The following is a 22,509-nucleotide window of genomic DNA, read 5'->3' as shown; positions in this document are numbered from 1 at the left end:
GCCACACCGGCCTCAAGGTCGGCACTGCTCAGCGTCACGTTCGAAAGATCCTGTTCTCGCCCTGCTAACAACAGAAGACTCGATTGTCCTCATGTCTCACGAGAGTCTGACAGGGAGGGCCGTGCAAGATTCTCTCCGTCCGCGCACGCATGGTACGGAGAATCGGCGGCACGGCCCCTGGGAGCGATCTTGGTCAGCCCAGGAAGCTCAGACGAACCTGACGGTTGTCTTTAGAGATGTTCGTGTCGACCAGGCACACGGACTGCCACGTACCGAGTTCCAGTCGTCCGCCGATCACAGGCAGCGTGGCGTGCGGCGGGACGAGGGCGGGGAGTACGTGGTCGCGGCCATGGCCGGGGCTGCCGTGGCGGTGTTGGTAGCGGTCGTCGACGGGCAGCAGCGTGTGAAGGGTGGCCAGGAGGTCGTCGTCGCTGCCTGCGCCGGTTTCCAGAATGGCGATTCCGGCGGTTGCGTGGGGTACGAAGATGTTGAGGAGTCCGTCCCTGCCGCCGGTGGTTCGGGTGAGGAACTCCTCGCAGTCATGGGTCAGATCGGTGACCGTCTCGGTCGCGCCGGTGGTGATGTACAGAACGGTGGTGCTGAAGGCATCGGACATGCCCTCATCTTCTCGCCCGCGGCGCGAGATGAGGCGTTCACGTGCCGAGACACCATTGACCGGTTCCGGAACGCATCGCTACGTTCGGCGACATGTTCCGTTCGGCCCTGCTCACTTCGCACGGTCACCTCGACCTGCTGCGGGTGACTTCCGCCGCGTGTTGTCACGGCTGCTGACGTTCTCTCAGCACGTTTCCCGCCGGTGACCGGGGGCTCTGCCCGACCGGACCTGGCTTCTTCCTTCCGCCTCACCCCTGCCGCCGATGAGGTCCCGCGCTCGGGCGTCGAGGTGCGTCGCCTCCTGTCCGTGGACTGCTCGTGGAGCTCCCATGCCTCTTGGCCATGCCCTCGCCTCTACGCCTGGCTGACGACAGTGGCGCCGGCGCAGCACACCGAGCGGCTGAAGTTCCTGGTGGCGTTCCGGCCGGGGGTGATCTCGCCGGTACTGGCCGCACAGATGGCCGCGACGTATCAGCGGATCACCCGGGGGCGGCTGCTGCTCAATGTGGTGACGGGCGGCGACTCCACCGAGCAGCAGCGGTTCGGTGACCATCTGGATCACGACCGGCGTTATGCGCGGCAGCCGAGTTCCTTCCAGTGCTGCAGGGCGCCCGGAGCGGGCAGCCGTACGACTTCGACGGTGAGCACTACCGGGTGGAGGGCGGGCTGACGGCGTTGCCACCGGACCCGCTGCCGGAGGTCTTCTTCGGCGGGTCGTCTGCGGCGGCCGGGCCGGCGGCCGCCGCGCATGCCGATGTCTGTCTCACCTGGGGCGAGCCGCCGGCCGCCGTGAAGGAGAAGATCGACTGGATCCGCGGGCTCGCGGAGGAGCGGGGCCGTACGGTCCGGTTCGAGATCCCACTGCACACCGTCTCGCGCGACTCGGCGAAGGAGGCGTGGGCGACCGCGGGCCGGCTGCTGGGCGATCTCGATCCAGGAACGATCGCCGCGGCGCAGCGGTCGCTGAGACGGAGCGAGTCGGTGGGGCAGCAGCGGATGCCGGCCCTGCACGGCGGCCCGCGCGACCGGCTGGAAATCGCGCCGAACCTGTGGGCGGGCGTCGGTCTGACGTGCGGGGCGACGCGGGCACGGCTCTGGTCGGCAGCCATGCGGATGTCGCGGACCGGATCGAGGAGTATCACGCGCTCGGCGCGGACCACTTCGTGCTCTCCGGCTACCCGCATCTGGAGGAGGCGTACTGGTTCGGCGAGGGCGTGACACCGGAGCCGGTGGCGCGCGGTCTGCTGTCGACCGTTCCGGCGTCGCCGCTGCTGGGGGTTCCTGCCGTACGGGCGTCCGCTCCGAACGGGCGTCCGCTACGGGCGGGGCGCCGCTGCTGATCGCCGGGGGCCGCTGACCGGGAAGATCCCCGAGCCCGACGTGGTTGGTAGAAGCGTGAACAACTTTGGGGTCGGGGCAGCACGCGAAGTGGACGTGGTCGTGATAGGCGCCGGACAGGCTGGTCTGTCCGGCGCCTATCATCTGCGCCGCGCAGGTCTGGAGCCCGACCGCGACTTCGTCGTGCTCGACCACGGGCCCCGTCCGGGCGGGGCCTGGCAGTTCCGGTGGCCCTCACTGACGTACGGCAAGGTCCACGGCATGCATGCGCTGCCCGGCATGGAACTGTCCGGCGCCGACGAGAGCCGTCCGTCCTCCGAGGTGATCGGCGAGTACTTCGACGCGTACGAGCGCACCTTCGACCTGCGGATCCACCGGCCCGTGGACGTGAGTGCGGTGCGGGAGGGCGCCGGTGGGCGGTTGCTCGTCGAGTCCACCGAGGGTGCGCATGCCACGCGCGCCCTGATCAACGCCACCGGCACCTGGGACCGGCCGTTCTGGCCGCGTTACCCGGGCCAGGAGACCTTCCGGGGCCGCCAGCTGCACACCGCGAACTATCCGGGGCCCCAGGAGTTCGCCGGGCGTCGGGTGGTCGTGGTCGGTGGTGGCGCCTCGGGCACCCAGCATCTGATGGAGATCGCCGAGGTCGCGGCGGACACCTTCTGGGTGACGCGTCGGCCACCGGTCTTCCGGGAGGGGCCGTTCGGCGAGGACCAGGGCCGGGCCGCCGTCGCCATGGTGGAGGAGCGCGTACGGCGGGGGCTGCCGCCGCAGAGCGTGGTGAGCGTGACCGGGCTGCCGGTCACCGACGCCGTGCGGCGGGCCCGGGAGGAGGGGGTGCTCGACCGGCTGCCGATGTTCGACCGCATCACTCCGACCGGGGTGGCCTGGGACGACGGGCGGACGGTGGACGCCGATGTGATCCTCTGGGCGACCGGGTTCCGCGCGGCCATCGACCATCTCGCGCCGTTGCGGCTGCGCGAGCCCGGCGGCGGCATCCAGGTCGAAGGCACGCAGGCCGTACGGGACGCGCGGATCCATCTGGTCGGTTACGGGCCATCGGCGAGCACCATCGGTGCCAATCGGGCGGGGCGGGCGGCGGCGCGTGCCGTCAGGCAACTGCTGAAGGCCGGCGGGGACGACGCCGTCGGCCGCGGGGGCGAGCACGCCGCCGCTCTGGTGTGACATGCCCTTGGCCAGCCGGTTGTAGACGCCCCGGGCGGCCTTGCCCATGTCGTCCGTGGTGTCCGCCTCGGCCTGCACGATGCCGGCGATGGTCACGCTCCGGTAGACGGAAACGATGTTGCACGTGAAAGGGAACTCGTTCGCCGTGCGGGCACACTGTCCCGGGCCGTCGGCGGCTCGGCCGGACGACACAACACCCCACCGTGAGGACAGAACACGCGAACAGGGGATCGGGTGTTCGCTGGAACGCGTGATCGTATGGCCGATCGTTGCTCAACTCACCTGCGGCGCCTGATGATTACAGGGCGCAAACAACGGGCTGCAGACCGCGACTGCGCTGTCCCAGAGATGCACCACGTACGAGGAGAAAAACCTGATGAACGTCCTGACCAACCTGCTTGCCGGCCTCGTCCACTTCGTGGGTTGGCTCGTCTGACCTCTGCTCCGCCCCGGCGCCGTCGCTCCCCGTCCCACGGGAGCGGCGGCGCCGTCGCGTGTGCGGTCTCAGCCTCGGCTGCCCGGCCCGGTGAACTCGGGCAGGGCGGCGAACTCGGGTACCACGGTGACCGTCTCCGCGAGCGCGCCGAGGGTGCGGCGGACCCGGGTGAGGGGGTGGTCCGGGAACTCGGCGTCCCACCGCTCGTGGTCCGCCGCGTGGAACGGCAGTCCGCCCTGGACGTCAGGAGCGTAGGGGTGGGGCGGGAAGTAATGTTCCGGACCCACCTTCGCCAGCACCACCGCTTCCCGCATCCCCGTCATGCCATGCTCGGCCGCCTGGACCTTCACCACCGTGCTGCACCCGGCGCGCGGCACGGTGAAGCTTCCGATGAACGCCTGCCCGTGCTGCTGTCCCGGCAGAGGCAGCTTGAGTATCTGACGCAGCGCGGGCAGCTCCCCCAGGCGCTTCACCGACGCCTCGATCAGGCCGCCGCCCGCCTGCGCGGTGTAGTGGGTGAGCGAATGCCGCAGCGTGGGGCCGTCGTCGAGACCCGCCGGCAGGTCCGGCGGCAGTCCGAAGAAATGCACCGACAGCACATCGCCGTCGTCGTTCGCCCATGTGTCATGGTCCACGGGCCGGAATCCGGGGAGTTCCACCCCGAGCAGAGCTCTCATGAGCGGCGACCATGCCGTACGGAGAACCGGCCCCGCACCCCCAGTGCTCACTTCCCCGGGTCCCGATCAGCTTGCCACGGGGGCGAGTTGGGTGTCCCGGCGGACAAGCGCGGCATAGCGGCCGTCCTGCTGGAGCAGCTCCTCGTGGCTGCCGCGCTCGGCGGTCCGGCCGCCGTCGAGGACGACGATCTGGTCCGCGTCGCGAACGGTCGAGAGGCGATGAGCGATGGTGATCGTGGTGCGCCCGGCAGACAGTGCGTCGATCGCCTTCTGCACGGCGAATTCGGTACGGGTGTCAAGGGCGCTGGTCGCCTCGTCGAGGATCAGGACGGGCGGGTCGCGCAGGATGGTACGGGCGATGGCCAGTCGCTGTTTCTCGCCGCCGGAGAAGCGGTAGCCGCGCTCGCCGACCAGGGTGTCGTAGCCGTCGGGCAGCGAGGCGATGTGATCGTGGATCTGTGCCGCGCGGGCGGCCGCCTCGATCTCGGCGTCCGTCGCGTCCGGCTTGGCGAAGCGCAGGTTCTCGGCGACGGATGCGTGGAAGAGGTAGGTCTCCTGGGAGACCACGCCGACGGCCCGGGCGAGCGTGTCGAAGTCCAGTTCGCGTACGTCGACGCCGTCGAGCGTGACCCGGCCGCCGGTGACGTCGTACAGCCGTGGCACCAGGTAGCTGAGCGTGGACTTGCCGGAACCGGTGGGTCCGACAACGGCGAGGCTGCCGCCGGCCGGCACGGTGACATCGACGCCGCTGAGGGTCGGGCCGCTCTTCTCGTCGTAGCTGAAGTCCACGGCCTCGAAGCGGATCTCGCCGCGGATCTTCTCCAGTTGGACGGGTTCCTCGGGCTCGGTGATGTCCACCCGGAGGTCGAGGTACTCGAAGATCCGCTGGAAGAGTGCGAGGGACGTCTGCATCTGCACTCCGGTGGAGAGCAGGCTCACGGCGGGCCGGAAGAGGCCCTGCTGGAGCGAGACGAAGGCGACGAGCGTGCCGATGGAGACAGCGGGTCCGCCGGACTGCAGGGCGAGTCCCGCGGCCCAGTAGATGACGGCGGGCATGGCGGCCATGACGATGCCGATCGTCGACATCCGCCACCGTCCGGCCATGCTGGAGCGCACTTCGAGGTCGACCAGGCGCTCGGACTCCTCGGCGAAGCCCTGGGTGAGGGAATCCGCCCGGCCCATCGTCCGGCCGAGCAGGATGCCGCTCACGGAGAGGGACTCGGTGACCGTGGCCGCCATGGCGGCCATCTGCTTCTGGCGCTGGGTGGTGATCTTCTTGCGCTCGCGGCCGACCCGGCGGCTGATCCAGACGAAGACCGGCAGCAGGAGGAGCGAGACGAGAGTGAGCCGCCAGTCGAGCGCCAGCATGGCGACGACGGTGGCGATGACCGCCGTGAGGTTGGAGACCAGCGAGGTGGCGGTGGAGGTGACGGTGGCCTGCATGCCGCCGATGTCGTTGGCGATACGGGACTGCACCTCGCCGGTGCGGGTCTTCGTGAAGAAGGCGAGCGGCATCCGCTGAAGCTGGGCGTAGACCGACGTGCGCAGATCATGCATGACGCGCTGGCCGACGGTGGTGGAGATCAGCGTCTGCAGGACGCCGAAGACGCTGTTCATCACGGCGGTGAGAATCATGCCGAGGGCGAGCAGCGAGAGCAGTCCCGTACGCCCCTGGGGAATGGCCGTGTCGAGGATCTCGCGGAGCAGGAACGGCGAGGCGACCGACACCAGCGACGAGGCGCCGACGAGCAGTCCGACCAACGCGAGCCGACCGCGGTACGGATGGAAGAGGCGGAGGATGCGGCGCAGCTCGGCGGGCGGCCGCGCACCGTCCCTGGGCGGGGGTGTCCACGTGGGTTCGTCGGGTTTCATGGGCTCCTTCGGCAGGCGTGACGGAGAGAGACGGCCGCAGGCGGCAGTCCGACCTTTGGGAGCATAGCTCATTGTTACCTATACTCACAATGAACGTCGTCCTGATATTGTTCCCCCATGGACTCCCCCGACTCCGACGGCCTGCTGGCCGAGCAGCTGCTGCGGCTCACCCGCCGGCTCCAGCGCATCCAGAGCCGCCAGCTGGAGCCGATCGGCATCACGCCGGCCCAGTTCCGGCTGCTGCGCACGGTCGCCCACTACGACGGGCCGCCCCGGATGGCGGATCTCGCGCAGCGCCTGGACGTCGTGCCACGCGCCGTGACCAGCCTGGTCGACGCGTTGGAGGCGAGCGGACGGGTGCGCCGCGCCCCGGACCCGGACAGCCGCCGGGTGGTCCGGATCGAGATCACCGACGAGGGCCGCGCCACGCTGCGCTCGCTGCGCGACGCACGCAGGGCGGCCGCGGAGGAGATCCTGGCCCCGTTGACCGCCGATCAGCGCGGGGTGCTGGGCGGGCTCCTGTCCGCTCTGGTCGCGGGAATGCCGGAGCGTCGCTGCCTCTGAGGCTCCCCCTCCGGATTGTGCCGGGTGCCGGGGCGAGTCGGCGCAGCCCATGCCGGGCCGGTTCGCCGGCCAGGCCTCGAGGCCTGGCACCGATCAGAAGCGGCGTGAATCTTCGCTGGTAGAAAGGTGGGAGTACCGCACCGACCCACCGAGGGGACCATCGCCATGCCGCTGCTGGAGCCGAAGCCGGAAGTCCTCCGCCCGGGTGCGGCACGCACCCCGTCCCCCGACCGGGTCCCCGACGTGCGGGCCACGGGCACGCCCGAGCCGCTGCGCGGCGAACTGACCGCGCTGCTCGGGCCGGAGAAGGTGTTGTGGACCGTCTCCGACCTGGTGAAATACGCCTCCGACGCCAGTCCCTACCGGTTCGTCCCGCAGGTCGTCGTCGTCCCGCAGGACATCGACGACATCTCGGCGATCCTGTCGTACGCGCACGGCAACGGCCGCGAAGTCGTCTTCCGGGCCGCGGGCACCAGTCTGAACGGCCAGGCGCAGGGCGAGGACATTCTCGTCGACGTCCGCCACCACTGGGCGGGCATCGAGGTGCTGGACGACGGTGCGCGGGCCCGGATCCGCCCCGGGACCACCGTCATGCGCGCCAATGCCACCCTCGCCCGGTACGGCAGGCTGCTGGGCCCCGACCCGGCCAGCGCCATCGCGTGCACGATCGGCGGGGTCGTCGCCAACAACGCCTCCGGAATGACCGCGGGCACCACCCGCAATTCGTACCGCACCGTCGCCTCGCTCACCTTCGTGCTGCCGAGCGGCACCGTCGTCGACACGGCCGATCCGGCGGCGGACGAACTGCTCGCCCACGCCGAACCACAGCTGTGCGAGGGGCTGCTGGCCCTGAAGGCGGAGATCGAGGCGGACGCGGCACTGACCGCCCGGATCCGCGCCAAGTACGAGATCAAGAACACCAACGGCTACCGGCTCGACGCGTTCCTGGACGGCTCGACCCCCGTACAGATCCTGCGCGGACTGATGGTCGGCTCGGAGGGCACCCTCGGATTCATCTCCGAGGTCGTCTTCGACACGCTGCCGCTGGACCGGAAGGTCTCCAGCGCCCTGCTCTTCTTCCCCTCGCTGACCGCCGCCGCCGCTGCCGTGCCCCGCTTCAACGAGGCGGGGGCGATCGCCGTCGAGCTGATGGACGGCAACACGCTGCGGGCGTCGGTGAGCGTCCGGGGCGTGCCCGCGGACTGGGCCGGGCTGCCGAAGGAGACGGCGGCGCTGCTGGTGGAGTTCCGGGCTCCGGACGAGCCGGGGCAGGAGGCGTACGAGCGGGCGGCGGCCACGGTCGTCGAGGGGCTGGACCTTGTCGCGCCGGTCGCCTCGGTGACCAATGAGTTCACCGGCGAGGCCAAGGTCATCTCGGGTTACTGGAAGGCCCGGAAGGCGTTCGTCACCGCGGTCGGCGGCGCCCGCCCGTCCGGTACGACACTGATCACGGAGGACTTCGCGGTCCCGCCGTCGCTGCTCGCCGACGCCTGCGAAGCTCTCCTCGGGCTTCAGGCGGCCCACGGTTTCGACGCCGCCGTCGCGGGCCATGCCGCACACGGCAATCTGCACTTCCTGCTCGCGTTCGACGCGGCGAAGCCGTCCGATGTCGACCGCTACGCCGCATTCATGGACGACTTCTGCCGACTGACCGTGGAGCGCTTCGACGGCTCACTCAAGGCGGAACATGCCACCGGCCGCAATATCGCGCCCTTCCTGGAGCTGGAGTGGGGCCCGAAGGCGACCGAGCTGATGTGGCGTACGAAGCAGGTCATCGACCCCGACGGGGTGCTCGCGCCGCGAATCGTCCTCGACCGTGACCCGAAGGCCCATCTGCGCGGGCTGAAGACCATTCCCGAGGTCGAGCTGATCGCCGACCCGTGCATCGAGTGCGGGTTCTGCGAACCGACCTGTCCCAGTCACGACCTCACCACCAGTCCGCGTCAACGGATCGTGCTGCGACGGGAGATGATGCGTCAGCCCGGCGGTTCACCGGTGGAGACCGGGCTCCTCGACGCGTACGGGTACGAGGCCGTTGACACCTGCGCCGGTGACTCCACCTGCAAACTCGCCTGCCCGGTCGGCATCGACACCGGCGCCATGATGAAGGACTTCCGCCACCAACGGCACTCACCGCGTGAGGAACGGATCGCGGCACTCACCGCGAGGAACTTCAGGGCGGTGGAGGCCTCGGCGCGGCTCGCGGTCGCGGCGGCCGACAGGATCGGCGACCGGTTGCTGGAAACCGTCACCGGGCTCGCCCGCAAGGCCGTACGCCCCGATCTGGTGCCCGAGTGGCTGCCCGAGATCCCCGGCGCCGCGCCCCGCAAGCTGCCCCGCACCTCGCGGGTCGGGGCGAGCGCCGTCTACTACCCGGCGTGCGTGAACCGTATCTTCGGCGGCCCGGACGGCCACCGTGGCCCGTCGCTGCCGCAGGCCGTCGTGGCCGTCTCGGCCCGTGCCGGAAAGCCGGTGTGGATCCCGGGGGACGTCGCGGGGACCTGTTGCGCGACGATCTGGCACTCCAAGGGCTACGACGAGGGCAACGCCGTGATGGCCAACCGCATTGTGGAGGCCGCCTGGGGCTGGACAGCGGGCGGAAAGCTGCCCCTGGTCGTCGACGCCTCGTCGTGCGCGCTGGGCATCGCCCATGAGGTGGTGCCCTGTCTCACCGAGGACAACCGGGAGTTGCACCGGGAGCTGACGGTCGTCGACTCCCTCGTCTGGGCGGCCGACGAGCTGCTGCCGGAACTGACGATCCTGCGGAAGACCGGCTCGGCGGTGCTGCACCCGACGTGCTCCATGCAGCATCTCGGCGACGTGGAGCAGTTGCGTACAGTCGCCGAGGCGTGTGCGCAGGAGGTCGTCGTACCGGACGACGCCGGGTGCTGCGCGTTCGCGGGCGACCGCGGGATGCTGCACAAGGAGCTGACCGCGTCGGCCACGGCGAAGGAGGCGGCCGAGGTCAACTCCCGTGAGTACGACGCCTATCTCTCCGCGAACCGGATGTGCGAGATCGGCATGGACCGGGCCACGGGGCGCGCGTACCACTCGGTCCTGATGGAACTGGAGCGGGCGACGCGCCCCTGATACGTCTCTCGCACGACCGCGTACGCAACCGACCACCGGGTCCGGCCCCATCCGCCGGGCCCGGTGGTCGGCGTTCTCCCGGATACCCGGTGAGCCGCGCACAAAAGTCCATGGTTTCGGTTTCGAGAGTCCAAACCCTCCCCTTGCGTATCAGCAGTCTCAACTATCAAGGTCGTGACCGAGGTTCAGAGCAACAGCCGCGCACGTCAGACCCCCCTCCTGGAGGATCGATGAACGACGCAGCACAGCAGAACCACGGTACGGAGGACGGTGACGACGGCTCGATGAGCCGTCGTTCGGTCCTGTGGACGACCGCCGCCGGCGCGGCCGGTGCCGGGCTCGGACTGGGCGGTCTCGGCGGCACCGCATCCGCCGTCACCCCCCTCGGCACCCATTCCGCCGCTGGTGCACAGGCGCAAACGGCCACGCCGCAGCGCCAGGGCGCCACCATGGTGGGAGTGCCGTTCGAAGGGCGTTCCACCGTCCGGGTCGGCCTGGTCGGCCTCGGCAACCGCGGCGGCAGCATGATCGATCTCTATCTCGCCGTCCCCGGAGTGCAGGTCGTCGCCGTGTGCGACCCGGTCAAGGAGAAGGCCCAGCGGGCCGCCGCGAAGGTGACCGCCGCCGGTCAGCCGGCGCCCGCCGTCTACACCAACGGCGAGGACGACTACGAGAATCTCTGCAAGCGCGGGGACATCGACTTCGTCCATGTGGCGACTCCCTGGGACTTCCACTTCGAGATGGCGAAGACCGCCATGCTCCATGGCAAGCATGTCGGGGTGGAGTGTCCGATCGCTCTCCAGCTCGATCAGCTCTGGGAGCTGGTCGATCTCTCCGAGCGCACCAGACGGCACTGCATGCAGTTGGAGAACTGCTGTTACGGGCGGAACGAGATGCGGGTGCTCCGCATGGCGCACGCCGGTCTCTTCGGCGACCTGCTGCACGGCGCGGGCGCGTACAACCACGATCTGCGCGGCCTGATGTTCGACCCGGACTACTACGAGGGTCCCTGGCGCCGGCTGTGGCACACCCGGCTGCGCGGCGACCTCTACCCCAACCACGGGTTCGGTCCGGTCGCCAACTACATGGACCTCAACCGCGGGGACCGTGCGGTGAGCATCACCAGCGTCGGTTCGCCGTCCCTGGGGCTCGCCGAGTACCGGAAGAAGCACATGCCGGCAGGTGACCCGAGCTGGAAGGAGACCTATATCGAGAGCGACCGCACGATCAGTCTCGTCCAGACCGCCAAGGGACGGGTCATCCGGCTGGAGCACGACGTGTCCACGCCGCATCCGTACTCGCGGATCAACAGCCTCGGCGGCACGAAGGGACTCTTCGAGGACTATCCGGCCCGCATCTATATCGAGCCCGACCACACCAACGACAGCTGGGGCGACTTCGGCACGTACGCCGGCTGGGACCACTGGCTGTGGAAGGAACACGCCAACCCGCCCGGCGGGCACGGCGGAATGGACTACATGCTGGTGTTCCGGCTGATGCAGTGCATGCGTCTGGGGCTCGTTCCCGACTTCGATGTGTACGACGCGGCGACCTGGACGTCTCCCGTACCGCTCAGCCACCTCTCCATCAAGGCGAAGGGCGCGCCGCAGCAGATCCCGGACTTCACCCGCGGCGAGTGGAAGAACGTCCGCCCCGGCATGGACTCGGAGAAGCCCGCGGAGGCCTGACGGCCGGCGCGACGCCGCGGGGCCCGGCCGCAAGGGCCGGGCCCCGCAGTGCGACCTCCCACGGCCGGCTCGGTGACCATGGCGCGAAATACGCATTCCGTGGAGAAAACCCTTTGCCTCCACCGGGGACCCCGGGTGAACCTTGCACGGTTTGAGTCAGTCACCGAACAAACCGATCCTCAGAACCATGGGACGTCATGCACATTCGCGATCTTCCGTACTCGGATCCTGGCGATCCCGATGTCCGGTCAGGCCCACGCTTCCTGGTCTGGCTCGGCCGCAACCAGATCCGCGGACAGCTCAAGTCCCTGTCCTGGGGCCTGCTGCACCAGTGCTCCGTCGCCGGGCTGCCGCTGGCCGTCGGCTTCGCCGTGCAGGCCGTCGTCGACCGTTCCGGCAGCCGGCTCGCGCTGGCCGGCGGGCTGATCGCCGTCCTCGGTGTGCTGATCGCGGTCGGCGACACCATGCTCCACCGGACCGCCGTCACCAACTGGATCACCGCCGCCGCCCGCGTCCAGCAGCTCCTGGCCCGCAAGACCGCGGAACTCGGGTCCGCACTGACCCGCCGGGTCGCCGCGGGCGAGGTCGTCGCGGTGTCCACCGGCGACGTCGAGAAGATCGGCTGGTTCGTCGAGGCACTCTCCCGCTTCGCCGCTGCCGCCGTCGCTCTCGTGCTGATCTGTGTCGGACTCGTCCTCTATCTGCCGTCGCTGGGGTTGCTGGTGGCACTCGCGATGCCGTTCCTGGCACTGGCCGTGCTGCCGCTGCTCCCCCGCGCCACCCGACGCGCGGACCTTCAGCGCGAGAAGGCCGGAAAAGCCACCGAACTGGCGTCGGACACCGTGGCCGGGCTGCGGGTGCTGCGCGGGATCGGCGGCGAGGAGCTGTTCCTCGGCCGCTACCGGCGTGCCTCGCAGGAGGTCCGCAGGGCGGCCGTCCGCAGCGCGCAGATGTGGTCGCTGATCTCGGCGATCCAGGTGCTGCTGCCGGGCGTGCTGCTCATCTCGCTGGTCGTGTACGGGGCGACGCTGGCCCGCGAGGGCCGGATCGAGGTCGGCCAACTGGTCACGGTGTACAGCGCGGCGACGCTGATGCTGTTCCCGTTGCGGCACGTCGAGGAGATCGCGATGGCGTACTCCTTCTCGCGGCCGTCCGCCAAGCGGGCCGTGCGGGTGCTGTCGCTGGACCGCACCGTCGAGCCGTCGACCCTCGACGTGGTGCCTTCCGGTGATCTGTACGACCCGGTCAGCGGACTGATGGCCCCCGCGGGCAGGTTCACCGCGGTGGTCTGCGGCGACCCGGACGAGGCCGGCCGATTGGCCGAACGGCTCGGCGGGCACGCCGAGCCGGCCGCGGAGCAGAACCCGACGGACGACGCTCCCGAGGGCTCGCCGTCGCCGGAGAAGGACCCGTCCGTCCTGCTCGGTGGCGTACCGCTGGACGAGCTGTCGCTGACGGCCGCCAGAACCGCGGTGCTGGTCCAGGACAAGGACCCGGTGCTGCTCTCCGGAACGCTCCGGGAGCTCCTGGACGTGCCGTCGTCCGGCCAGGTGACCGCCGAGGAGGCGCTTGCCGCCGCCCAGTGCGACGACGTGCTCGACGCGCTGGCACAGGCCTCGGTGACCGGGGACGGCGATCCGATGACGACCAGGATCACCGAGCGCGGCCGGTCGCTCTCCGGCGGCCAGCGGCAGCGGCTCGCCCTGGCCCGCTCCCTGGTCACCGATCCGGAGGCACTGGTTCTCGACGAGCCGACGTCCGCCGTCGACTCGCACACCGAGGCCCGGGTCGCCGCCGGTATCAAGGCGCTGCGCCAGGGTCGTACGACCGTCGCGTTCGCCTCGTCACCGCTGCTGCTGGACCTCGCGGACCGGGTGGTGCTGGTGCACCGGGGCACCGTGACAGCGGTCGGTACGCACCGCGAACTGCTGCACACCGAACCGCGGTACCGAGCTGTCGTCACCCGGGAGACCGACGACGAGATCGCGGCACTGACCGCACCGGACGAGATCGACGGGATCGACGGGATCGACGGGATCGACGGGATCGACGGGATCAGCGAAGTCAGCGGGACCAAGGCGATCGAAGAGATCGAAGGAATCGAGGAGAGGGCATGATCGGCGTCGCACAACCGACGTACGACCCGGCCGCCCCGGAGTCGGCGACAACGCTGCCGGTCGGCACCCCCACCACCGTACGGAGCTATGTACGGGACCTGATGCGGCGCCACCGCAAGCCGTTCGCCGTGCTCATCTCGGTCAACGCCGTCGCGGTGATCGCCTCGATCGTCGGGCCGTATCTGCTGGGCGGACTGGTCGAGGACCTGTCGAACGGGGTCGCCGACCTCCATCTGGAGCGCACCGCCGCGGTGTTCGGGCTCGCACTGGTCGTACAGACCGTGTTCACCCGGATGATGCGGCTGCGCAGCGCGATGCTCGGCGAGGAGATGCTGGCCGATCTGCGCGAGGACTTCCTTGTACGGTCGGTCGGGCTGCCGCCCGGCGTGCTGGAGCGGGCCGGGACCGGTGACCTGCTTTCCAGGATCACCACCGACATCGACCGGCTGGCCAACGCGATGCGGGAGGCCGTGCCGCAGCTGGCGATCGGTGTGGTGTGGGCGGGGCTGCTGCTCGGTGCGCTCACCGTGACCGCTCCCCCGCTGGCACTCTCCGTACTGATCGCGCTGCCGGTGCTGATCCTCGGCTGCCGCTGGTACTTCCGCCGGGCGCCGTCCGCGTACCGCTCGGAGGCCGCCGGGTACGCGGCGGTCGCCGCGCTGCTGGCGGAGACCGTGGACGCCGGACGGACGGTGGAGGCGCACCGTCTCGGCGCGCGCCGGGTGGCGCTGTCGGACCGGCGGATCAAGGAGTGGACGGCCTGGGAGCGGTACACGTTGTTCCTGCGTTCGGTGCTCTTCCCCGTCATCAATGTCACGTACGTGACGATCCTCGGCGCGGTGCTGATGCTCGGCGGCTGGTTCGTCATCGAGGGATGGCTCACCGTCGGACAGCTGACGACGGGTGCGCTGCTGGCGCAGATGATGGTCGACCCGCTCGGTCTGATCCTGCGCTGGTACGACGAGTTGCAGGTCGCACAGGTGTCGCTGGCCCGGCTGGTCGGCGTGCGGGACATCGAACCGGACGCGGGCGACACGGAAGTCGCCCCGGACGGGCGGGACGTCCGGGCGGACAGTGTGCACTTCGGCTACCGCGCCGGGGTCGACGTGCTGCACAAGGTGTCCCTCGACGTCGCCCCGGGCACCCGCCTCGCGCTGGTCGGCCCGTCCGGTGCGGGCAAGTCCACGCTCGGCCGGCTGCTGGCCGGGATCTATGCCCCGCGCAGCGGTGACGTCACTCTGGGCGGTGCGCAGTTGTCGCAGATGACGGCGGAGCAGGTGCGTACGCATGTGGCGCTGGTCAACCAGGAGCACCATGTGTTCGTCGGTTCGCTCCGCGACAACCTGCTGCTGGCCCGTGACGGCGCGCAGGACGCGGAGCTGTGGGCGTCGCTCGCCGCGGTCGACGCGGACGGCTGGGCGAAGGCGCTGGGCGAGGGTCTGGACACCGAGGTCGGTTCGGGCGGTCTGGCCCTGACCCCGGCGCAGGCGCAGCAGATCGCCCTGGCCCGGCTGGTGCTGGCCGATCCGCACACGCTGGTGCTGGACGAGGCGACCTCGCTGCTGGACCCGCGGGCGGCCCGCCATCTGGAGCGCTCGCTGGCGCGGGTGCTCGACGGCCGTACGGTCGTGGCGATCGCGCACCGGCTGCACACCGCGCATGACGCGGATGTGATCGCGGTGGTCGAGAGCGGCAGGATCAGCGAACTGGGCAGCCATGACGAGCTGGTTGCGGCGGACGGCGCGTATGCGGCGCTGTGGCGGTCCTGGCACGGCTGAGCCAAGGAGACGGAGGTGGCGCGCGGACCGTCACCGGTCCGCGCGCAGCCACGCGTCCAGAACAGCGAGGTCCGCGTCGGTGAGCCCCTGGGCGGGGTCGACGCGATGGAGGAGGGCCGGCACCGGGTGATGTGCGGCCACCCAGGCCCGGTCGGTGCCGGTGATCTCGTCGTCGACCCAGACGAAGGGGCGCCCTGCCGCGCGGTCGGCGAGGGGGCGCGTCTTCCAGTGCAGCCCGTCCCGCCGGTCGAGTTCGTCCTCGTACGCCGGCTCCGGCCAGGCCACCACAGGCAGCTCCGGCAGGCCGAGCCACGGTGCGATGCACTCGTTGGCCTCGTCCATCCAGGTCGTGGCCCAGAGGAGATCGCAGCCCAGCGCCGTCAGCCGGGGCCCGAGTGCGGGATCGATCCTGCTCAGAAGGGGATTCGACCCGGCCCGCCCGGGTGCCGCCCCCGCGCGGTACGTCGGATACCCGTCCGGGCGCTGTTGCGGCGTCGCTCCGAACGGAATGAGCGGCCCGTCGACTTTACCGACCGCAGAAGCTCGTGAACTTCCTCTGAACTGCGACGATTCATAGACTACATGTCTGCGACGTTGGTGTTGGGCCAATGCTGTCGCTCGTCCGAGTGGTCCGGTGCAACAACGCATCCCGCCCAGCGAGGGGGCGGGATGTTCTTTCAGCCCAGCAGTTCCAGCAGACGGTTGGCCTGTCGATCCGCAGTGCCTGGGGGGTTTCTGGGATGGTCCGGATCGTCGAATGAGAGCAGGAACAGCCAGACGAGGGCGAGGAGCCGTCGGCACTCTCGGAACCGGGAGGCTTCAGCGGGGGTCAGGTCGAAGTGTCCCAGGAAGGCCGGGACATCAAGAGGGTGGTCCATCCAGCTCGACACATGTTCGGTGATCTCCGCCAGTTCGAAGGCGCGATCGCTGCGGCCGGAGTCCTCGAAGTCGACGACCCGAACTTTTGAACCGTCCCAAAGGTAGTTGGCGAGGTTGCCGTCGCCAGGGCCGAAGACTGTGGGCACCGATGGCTCGCCCGGAGTGTCGAGGCCCGACTTGGCCAGCCACGCTACGCCCGCAGCCATGGCCTGGGACACAGAGCTGCTGGCGGGAGCCCGGGTGCGCGCGGACCAAGCGTCGATGTGGGGGATGAGTTCGCCTTGGCGTCCAGGTCTGAGGGGGACTTGGTCAAGTGCTGAAGGCGGCACTGCGCTGTGCAGCGCGGCGACGGCTTCCGCCAGGGCTTTGATCTGCCGCTCGTCGATGGGGCGCCCGCGCAGAGGTCTGCCGATCAGCCGGGACATCACCACGGTGGGCACTGCGGCGGCGGGGTCGGCGGGCTTGGGTCGTGGTGCGAGTCCAGGGACGTATGTGTCGAGCAACCTCAGGGCACGCCACTCGCGTTCTCACCGCTCGCGATCCGCGTTCTGGAAGCGCTTGATCCCGCTGTCGGGGCCCATCTCGATCGTGTGGGCGCTCCATCGGTCAGAACTCATGGGAGGCGATCCTGCCAGGCGCGGGGCAGGGCCGCCCTTTCCCTGGAGTATTCGGGGCGCCACCGGACTTCGCCGATGGTGTCACCAGGATGGTTGCCTGGTCATGAGGTGGTCAGAGGGACGGGGTCATGTGCCTGATCCCGGGCTGGCGATCTGTGCTTCGAGGTCGGCGATGCGGCGGTCTTGGAAGCGGAGGTTGGATCGGGCTGCCTTGAGTCGCTCGTCGAGGGTGCGGGTGTCGGTGGTGAGTTGGCGGACGCGCTGCTTGAGCGTGGTGTTCTCGGTGGTGATCCTAGTAGGGCTTTGTTAGGTCCTGTGGTGTGGTTCTGGTGTCGGTGCGGATTGGCCGCATATGGAGCAGGCGCCGGTCCAGGTGGCCAGGAGGGCCTGAAGCGCGCGGAGGACCGCGTAGAGGGTCAGGCCGGCGCAGGCGCTTTTGGGTCGAGCCTGAGCATGGTGCAGAACGCCTGGGCGAGGGAGGTGAGGGTGACGTGGCGGTGCCAGCCGGGGAAGTTGCGGCCCTCTAAGAGGTCCAGGCCGAGACCGTCCTTGAGCTCGCGGTAGTCGTGTTCAACGCGCCAGCGGATCTTGGCGATGCGGACCAGTTCGCCCAGCGGGGTGTCGGCAGGCAGGGTGGAGAGCCAGTAGTCGGTGGGCTCGGCGGCGCCGGGCGGCCATTGGGCCAGCAGCCAGCACTCGGGCAGGGAGCCGTCGGCAGCGCGGCGGATCGTCCGGTTTGCGGGTCTGACCCGCAGCGCCAGGAACCGCGAGCGCATCTCGGCGCGGGGGTTGTGCTTCGTGGTCTTGCTGCCCTGGCGCCAGGTCACGGTTCGTGCCGCCGATTGCCCTGTGTTCAGGGCGAGTTGGCGCAGAGTGCTGTGCTGGACGGGGTAGGCGGGTCCGGGCGGGCGGCCCTGGCCGCTGTAGGGCGGGCGCTCGGGGACGGCGTCGCCCGGGTAGGCGGTGGTGGTGCCCTTGACGGCGACGGCGTAGGTCAGGCCGCGCTCGGTCAGGCCCTCGCGGAAGCCGGTCGCGTCGCCGTATCCGGTGTCGGCGACCACCGGCAGGTCAGGAAGTTCCCAGCCCTCGCGGACCTCGTCGAGCATGTCCAGGGCCAGGCGCCACTTCTCCTTGTGCCGTTCGCTGTCGGGGATGGCCGCCTTGGCGCGTCGGCGCTGGATTGCCCCGGTCAGCAGCGCATCGCCGGTGTTCTTGGTGTCGTCCCAGCTCTCGGGCAGGAACAGGCGCCAGTTGACCGCCGAGGAAGCGTGGTCGCTGACCAGATTGACGCTGACGCCGATCTGGCAGTTGCCGCGCTTTCCCAGCGCGCCGCAGTACATCCGCGCCACACCCGGTGAGTCGTAGCCGTCCTTGGGAAAGCCCACATCGTCGATCGCGTACGCCTCCGGCGAGATGTGAGCGGCAGCCCAACGAGCCAGCCGCTCACGGACCTTGGCCCAGTCCCAGGTCGAGGAGGCCACGAACTGCTGGAGCTGCTGGTGGTCCACGCCCAGGCGCTCGGCCATCGGCTGCATCGACTTGCGCTTGCCGTCCAGCATCAGCCCGCGCAGGTACAGCTCGCCCTTGGCTCGCTGATCCCGCCGGGCCAGAGAACCGAGCATCTCCTCCGCGAACGCCTCCAAGCGTGCGCGGACCGTGTCCATCTCCTCAGGTGTCACACCTGAAAGAACATCACAACCTATCCGGAGATGATCAATCGGCATACCTAACAAAGCCCTACTAGGAGTGCACCATCGCCGGGCTGACTCGCTTGATCAGCCCGCCGGTGACCGTCCCGCGCTCGACCTGCCACGGGTGTTTGGTCTTGGCCTCGGCCCGGTTCGGGTTGCCGGGCCGGTGGCAGACATGCAGATGTGGGGTGCGGCACTCGCCGCAGGCAGCGTTCTCCCGCAGGTGCAAGTCGACCAGGTGCAGCCCGCACAGCTCGCCGATCCGTAGTCCCCCGTCGGCGAGCCAGTCGACGACCAGCCGGTCCCGGGCGGCGTTCACCTTCTCCAGCAGCCTCTCCCTCGCCCCGTCCGGCAGCATCTTCGGGTGCCGGCGGTGCGGCCCCTTCGGCGCCAGCGGGTTCGTGGGCAGCGGCGACTTCACGTGACCGAGGAACGAGCGACGCCGGTCCACCTGCGACGGCAGCCGGGAATTGTCGAGCTTCTTGCCGAGCTCGCCGTTGATGCCGAGGGAGGCTTGGCGCAGGTAGAAGCCTTTCAAGCAGGCCGCCGCGGTGGACAGCGCGGAACGGCCGTAGGGGCGCTTACCTACCCGCCAAGGTTCCCCGAGCGGCATGCGGACCTCGGCGCCGACGATCCCCATGTAGCGTTCAAGGTCGCGCAGTTGGACCGCGTCGAAGGCCAGGCATTCGCGCTCCAGCCACCGCAGGTGATCCACCAGGTAGTACGCGTAGGTCTTCTGCGTGCCCGAGCCCTCGTGCTCACGCAGGAACCGGTCCGCCTCCGTGTGGAGCGTGCCCTCGGGCCAGACGATCGTCCATGACCGGCGCCCGTCCTTCCGCTCGATCCGCTGGACCCTCAAGTCCCCCACCACGACGTGCCGTACCACTTGTCCTCCGTACCGACTCCGGGACATGACAGACGTCCCGGTCTCGGTCGGTAAACGAGCCCATGACGTCCAAGTCACGAGCCCAGGCAGACATCACGGGCAGCACTACCTGCGGTCGGTAAAGTCGACGTCGAGGAAGAGAAGCGGGCGCTGCACGGAACCGGTCACGGCTGCACGGTACCCGCTCTCCGGGCGTACGCGACGAGGGCGCCCGTGGTGGATCGCCTTCCACCACGGGCACCGTCGTGGCCGCAGTCCCGCCAGGTCCACCCCTTCCGTGGGGTACGCGCTCTGCGCATCTGCACCCCGCACGGCGGCAGCGCCGACCCTGACCACGTACCGCACCGCGGTGACCAGGTCGTCGCTCCGGGCCGGGCGATGGGCGAGTGCGCCGGTCATGGCGTCGCCCGCCCCAGTCGTGTCCACCACGTCGACCGCGATGCCCGTCACCCGGAGGACGCTGCCGTCGGCGTCAGGTCGCCGAGCACGGTCTCCCCGGTGGCGGGGCGGCGTGCGACGCGGTCATGAGGTCGGCGTCGGTCCAGCCGCCCACGACGGCATCGGTGGAGGCCGGTCGGGTGGACATGGCGCCCCCTCTCAGAGGCCCTGGGCCCGTACGATCCGGGCGACGATCTGCTCGGCGATCGCCTGCACATCGGCGTCGACGACGAGGTCCACGTTGCCCTCCGGGTCGGCCGTGAACATGGTCAGCCCCTCGTCGGTGACCTCGACCGTGCCGCGTTCGGTCGTGTAGAGGTCGGGGCGGAGCAGGGACAGCGCCGTGATCGGGTCGTGCGGGACGCTCCACGATTCGCCGGTGAAGCCGGTCCAGCCGTCGATCTCGCGGGCGAGCGCCTCCCCGTACGGGCCGGCCGCCCGGATCGTCTCGACACCGTCCCGCTCGATGCGCAGCCGGGTGGTGATGTCCAGCCCGGTGACCACGATGCGCACGGCCGAGCCGAAGACGATGCGGGCAGCGGTGATGTCGCTGACGATGTTGTGCTCGGCCTTGGCGCGCGGGCCGAAGTCTCCGCCCATCAGGTACAGGGTGCGTACCCCCGGGGCGAAGCGGTCGTCGAGACGGATCGCGCGGGCGATGTTGGTGAGCGGGGCGATGGCGATGACATCGCTCGCGCCGGGCTCGGCACACACGATGTCGACCAGGAAGCGGTCGGCGGCGATGTCGTCGCGTACCGGTTCCGTCTCCAGGTCGGGGAAGGCCCGGCCTTCGTGTCCGGCCCACCAGGCGTCCCTGCCCGAGAGGGTTTCGGTGGCTCCGGGCACAACGGTGAGGTCGCGTCCGGCGAGGGCACCGAGCCGGTGGGCGAGGCGGGCCCTGAGCAAGGTGTCGCCGTAGACGGTGGTGATGCCGGCGATGCGTGCCTCGGGCGAGCCGAGCAGCACACCGAGGGCGAGGGCGTCGTCGACGTCGCTGCCGATGTCGGTGTCGAGGAGGACGTCTGCCGTGGGCTGGTTCACTTTGCTCCTGGGGTCGTTGGCGGGTGGATCGATGGTCATTTCAGGCCGCTGCCCGCGATGGACTGCGTGAAGTACCGCTGCAGGCGCAGTAGTACGAGGAGCGGGATGACGGTCAGGACGACGGCGGCGGCGAACAACTGGCCGTAGTCGACGACCATCTGCCCCTGGAGGGTGCCGAGGGCGATCGGGCCGAGCTGCTTGTCCGGTTCGGTGCCGACGAGCAGCGGCCACATGTAGCCCATGTGTAGGACTGCCACTGGAAGTTGACTCCTCCCCCTCGTAAGCGAGGGGGATTCCTAGCTCACTTCGCCTGACACCTAGCAGGTGGCGGGGCTTACAAGATCAGCACCAGCCGGGTTGAGACCAGCCCGGACGAGCATCACGCGGGCGGAGTTCTTGTCCCTGGAGGACACCGCTCCGCACGCGGTGCACGTATACGTTCGTTCCGAGAGGGGGAGTGCGTGCTTGGCTCTCGCTCCGCACTGCGCGCAGTCCATGGTGGTGTGCGCGGGGTGGACAAGGTGCACCGCACGGCCGTGCTTGCGGCCCATCTCGATCAGGGCGCGCTTGGTCGCGCCGATCGCTGCGTCGGCCGCTTTACGGGCCATGGTGGACTTGGCGAGGAACTTCGGCCGGAAGTCCTCCACGGCAAGTGCGTCATGGTCGCGGACCACGGTCTTGGCCCACTTGCGGGCGGTGTCCTGCCGCTGGTTGGCGACCTTCCTGCAGAGCTTGGCCCGCAGCTTCTTCGCATGCCGGTAGCCCTTCGATGCGGCCTGCCCCTTCTTCGGCTTGCGCCGGGCCATCATCCGGTCATAGCGGGTCAGCTTCGCCTGGGCCTTCTTGCCGTGCTGCGCGTGAGGCAAGTCATGGGTGTCGGAGGTGGTGGTCGCGGTCTCCTTCACACCCCAGTCGATGCCTATCACCCTGCCCGTGGCGGGCAGCGGCTCCCTCTCGGTCTCCACGACGAAGCCGGCGTACCAGTGCCCGACGGCATCGCGGTACACGCGCACGCTGGACGGGTCGGCCGGAAGATCCCGCGACCACACCACGGTCAGCACGATCCCGCCGGCCAGGTGCAGGCGGCCGTCCTTGAGGCGGAAGCCGCGCCGTGTGTAGTTCAGGGTCGGCAGCGCCTCACGCTTCTTCTTCGGCCGGGGCATCCCCGCCCGCCGGCGCATCGGCAGCCGGGCCTTGATGTCCTTCTGTGCCTTGGCACGGGACTTCGCGAAGTCCCGGATGACCTGCTGCTGAGGAACGGAAGCCCCGTCGCGCAACCACGCCGTGGCGGTGCGGGCCTCGGTCAGCATCCGGTCGAGCTGCGCCGGGCCGCACGTCGCCTTCCCGCCCGTGGCCTTGTTGTGGGCGTGGACCTTGCGAGACATGGCCACGCACTCGTTCCACACCCACCGACACCGCGCCCACTCGGCACTCAAGGCCGTGCGGGCAGTGGACGACACACGCAGACGGAAGGTGTACCGGGCGTGCCCGGACCCCTCAGCCGTTTCCTGTGCCGTCGCCATGATCGAGACCTTAACCCCGCCCACTGACAATCAACCGAAAGCCCAGGTCAGAGCAGATGTGTAGAGAACTCCGC

Annotated in this window: 17 protein-coding genes and 2 pseudogenes; 7 read left to right on the top strand and 12 right to left on the bottom strand. The window is 69.7% G+C overall.

All coding sequences use genetic code 11. From position 1 onward, the window contains the following. Positions 1–193: 193 nt before the first annotated feature. Complete coding sequence (locus tag AB0I23_RS21855; protein WP_359111469.1) at positions 194–616, bottom strand: secondary thiamine-phosphate synthase enzyme YjbQ; 423 nt, start codon at positions 614–616, stop codon at positions 194–196. Positions 617–973: 357 nt separating this feature from the next. On the opposite strand from AB0I23_RS21855, the pseudogene AB0I23_RS21850 reads away from it, so the two are divergent. Continuing rightward, positions 974–1,972: pseudogene (locus tag AB0I23_RS21850) on the top strand (LLM class flavin-dependent oxidoreductase); the annotation flags it as partial. A gap of 38 nt (positions 1,973–2,010) precedes the next feature. Beyond that, positions 2,011–3,138: an NAD(P)-binding domain-containing protein gene (locus tag AB0I23_RS21845; protein WP_359111466.1), complete on the top strand. Its 1,128-nt coding sequence runs from the start codon at positions 2,011–2,013 to the stop codon at positions 3,136–3,138. Here AB0I23_RS21845 and AB0I23_RS21840 read toward each other — a convergent pair. From AB0I23_RS21840 to AB0I23_RS21830, 3 genes and pseudogenes are all read right to left on the bottom strand, one after another. Next, a pseudogene (locus tag AB0I23_RS21840) lies at positions 3,130–3,258 on the bottom strand (endolytic transglycosylase MltG); the annotation flags it as partial. The gene AB0I23_RS21845 and the pseudogene AB0I23_RS21840 sit on opposite strands and share 9 nt — an antisense overlap. A 384-nt stretch (positions 3,259–3,642) precedes the next feature. Next, positions 3,643–4,251, bottom strand: a complete 609-nt coding sequence (locus tag AB0I23_RS21835) for a hypothetical protein (protein WP_359111464.1) — start codon at positions 4,249–4,251, stop codon at positions 3,643–3,645. A gap of 66 nt (positions 4,252–4,317) precedes the next feature. Beyond that, positions 4,318–6,123: an ABC transporter ATP-binding protein gene (locus tag AB0I23_RS21830; protein WP_359111463.1), complete on the bottom strand. Its 1,806-nt coding sequence runs from the start codon at positions 6,121–6,123 to the stop codon at positions 4,318–4,320. A gap of 117 nt (positions 6,124–6,240) precedes the next feature. Here AB0I23_RS21830 and AB0I23_RS21825 point away from each other — a divergent pair, with 117 nt between their 5' ends. From AB0I23_RS21825 to AB0I23_RS21805, 5 genes are all read left to right on the top strand, one after another. Then, a complete protein-coding gene (locus tag AB0I23_RS21825) occupies positions 6,241–6,687 on the top strand; it encodes a MarR family winged helix-turn-helix transcriptional regulator (protein WP_359111461.1) in 447 nt (148 codons plus the stop codon). Between the two features lie 165 nt (positions 6,688–6,852). Then, positions 6,853–9,777, top strand: a complete 2,925-nt coding sequence (locus AB0I23_RS21820) for an FAD-binding and (Fe-S)-binding domain-containing protein (protein ID WP_359111476.1) — start codon at positions 6,853–6,855, stop codon at positions 9,775–9,777. 230 nt (positions 9,778–10,007) lie between these two features. Next, entirely contained in the window at positions 10,008–11,465 is a 1,458-nt protein-coding gene (locus tag AB0I23_RS21815) for a Gfo/Idh/MocA family protein (RefSeq protein WP_359111459.1), read from the top strand. 197 nt (positions 11,466–11,662) lie between these two features. Further along, a complete protein-coding gene (locus AB0I23_RS21810) occupies positions 11,663–13,582 on the top strand; it encodes an ABC transporter ATP-binding protein (protein WP_359111458.1) in 1,920 nt (639 codons plus the stop codon). Continuing rightward, the gene (locus AB0I23_RS21805) at positions 13,579–15,360 is read left to right on the top strand and encodes an ABC transporter ATP-binding protein (protein ID WP_359111457.1); all 1,782 of its coding nucleotides are present in this window, start codon (positions 13,579–13,581) and stop codon (positions 15,358–15,360) included. Before AB0I23_RS21810 ends, AB0I23_RS21805 begins: the two co-directional genes overlap by 4 nt. A gap of 30 nt (positions 15,361–15,390) precedes the next feature. Here AB0I23_RS21805 and AB0I23_RS21800 read toward each other — a convergent pair whose 3' ends face one another. The 8 genes from AB0I23_RS21800 to AB0I23_RS21765 form a co-directional block, all read right to left on the bottom strand. After that, positions 15,391–15,870: a hypothetical protein gene (locus AB0I23_RS21800; protein WP_359111475.1), complete on the bottom strand. Its 480-nt coding sequence runs from the start codon at positions 15,868–15,870 to the stop codon at positions 15,391–15,393. A gap of 167 nt (positions 15,871–16,037) precedes the next feature. After that, positions 16,038–16,742: a phosphotransferase family protein gene (locus AB0I23_RS21795; RefSeq protein ID WP_359111455.1), complete on the bottom strand. Its 705-nt coding sequence runs from the start codon at positions 16,740–16,742 to the stop codon at positions 16,038–16,040. A gap of 530 nt (positions 16,743–17,272) precedes the next feature. After that, entirely contained in the window at positions 17,273–18,535 is a 1,263-nt protein-coding gene (locus tag AB0I23_RS21790) for an IS701 family transposase (protein ID WP_359111453.1), read from the bottom strand. A 61-nt stretch (positions 18,536–18,596) separates the two neighbouring features. Then, entirely contained in the window at positions 18,597–19,433 is an 837-nt protein-coding gene (locus tag AB0I23_RS21785) for an integrase (protein WP_359111451.1), read from the bottom strand. A gap of 105 nt (positions 19,434–19,538) precedes the next feature. Beyond that, positions 19,539–19,883 carry a PfkB family carbohydrate kinase gene (locus AB0I23_RS21780; RefSeq protein ID WP_359111449.1) on the bottom strand — a complete coding sequence of 115 codons (345 nt, stop codon included), beginning with the start codon at positions 19,881–19,883 and terminating at the stop codon, positions 19,539–19,541. Positions 19,884–20,030: 147 nt separating this feature from the next. Further along, a complete protein-coding gene (locus AB0I23_RS21775) occupies positions 20,031–20,912 on the bottom strand; it encodes a nucleoside hydrolase (protein WP_359111448.1) in 882 nt (293 codons plus the stop codon). A 35-nt stretch (positions 20,913–20,947) separates the two neighbouring features. Continuing rightward, positions 20,948–21,169, bottom strand: a complete 222-nt coding sequence (locus tag AB0I23_RS21770; protein WP_359111446.1) for a hypothetical protein — start codon at positions 21,167–21,169, stop codon at positions 20,948–20,950. A gap of 60 nt (positions 21,170–21,229) precedes the next feature. Beyond that, positions 21,230–22,435, bottom strand: coding sequence for an RNA-guided endonuclease InsQ/TnpB family protein (locus AB0I23_RS21765; RefSeq protein ID WP_359111444.1), 1,206 nt, complete (start codon positions 22,433–22,435; stop codon positions 21,230–21,232). Positions 22,436–22,509 lie beyond the last annotated feature (74 nt).

Origin of the sequence: Streptomyces atratus (assembly GCF_040655115.1) — a bacterium.
Classification (GTDB): domain Bacteria; phylum Actinomycetota; class Actinomycetes; order Streptomycetales; family Streptomycetaceae; genus Streptomyces; species Streptomyces atratus_D.
The sequence above is the reverse complement of the archived record's forward strand: the minus strand, read 5'-3'. Positions and strand labels throughout refer to the sequence as shown.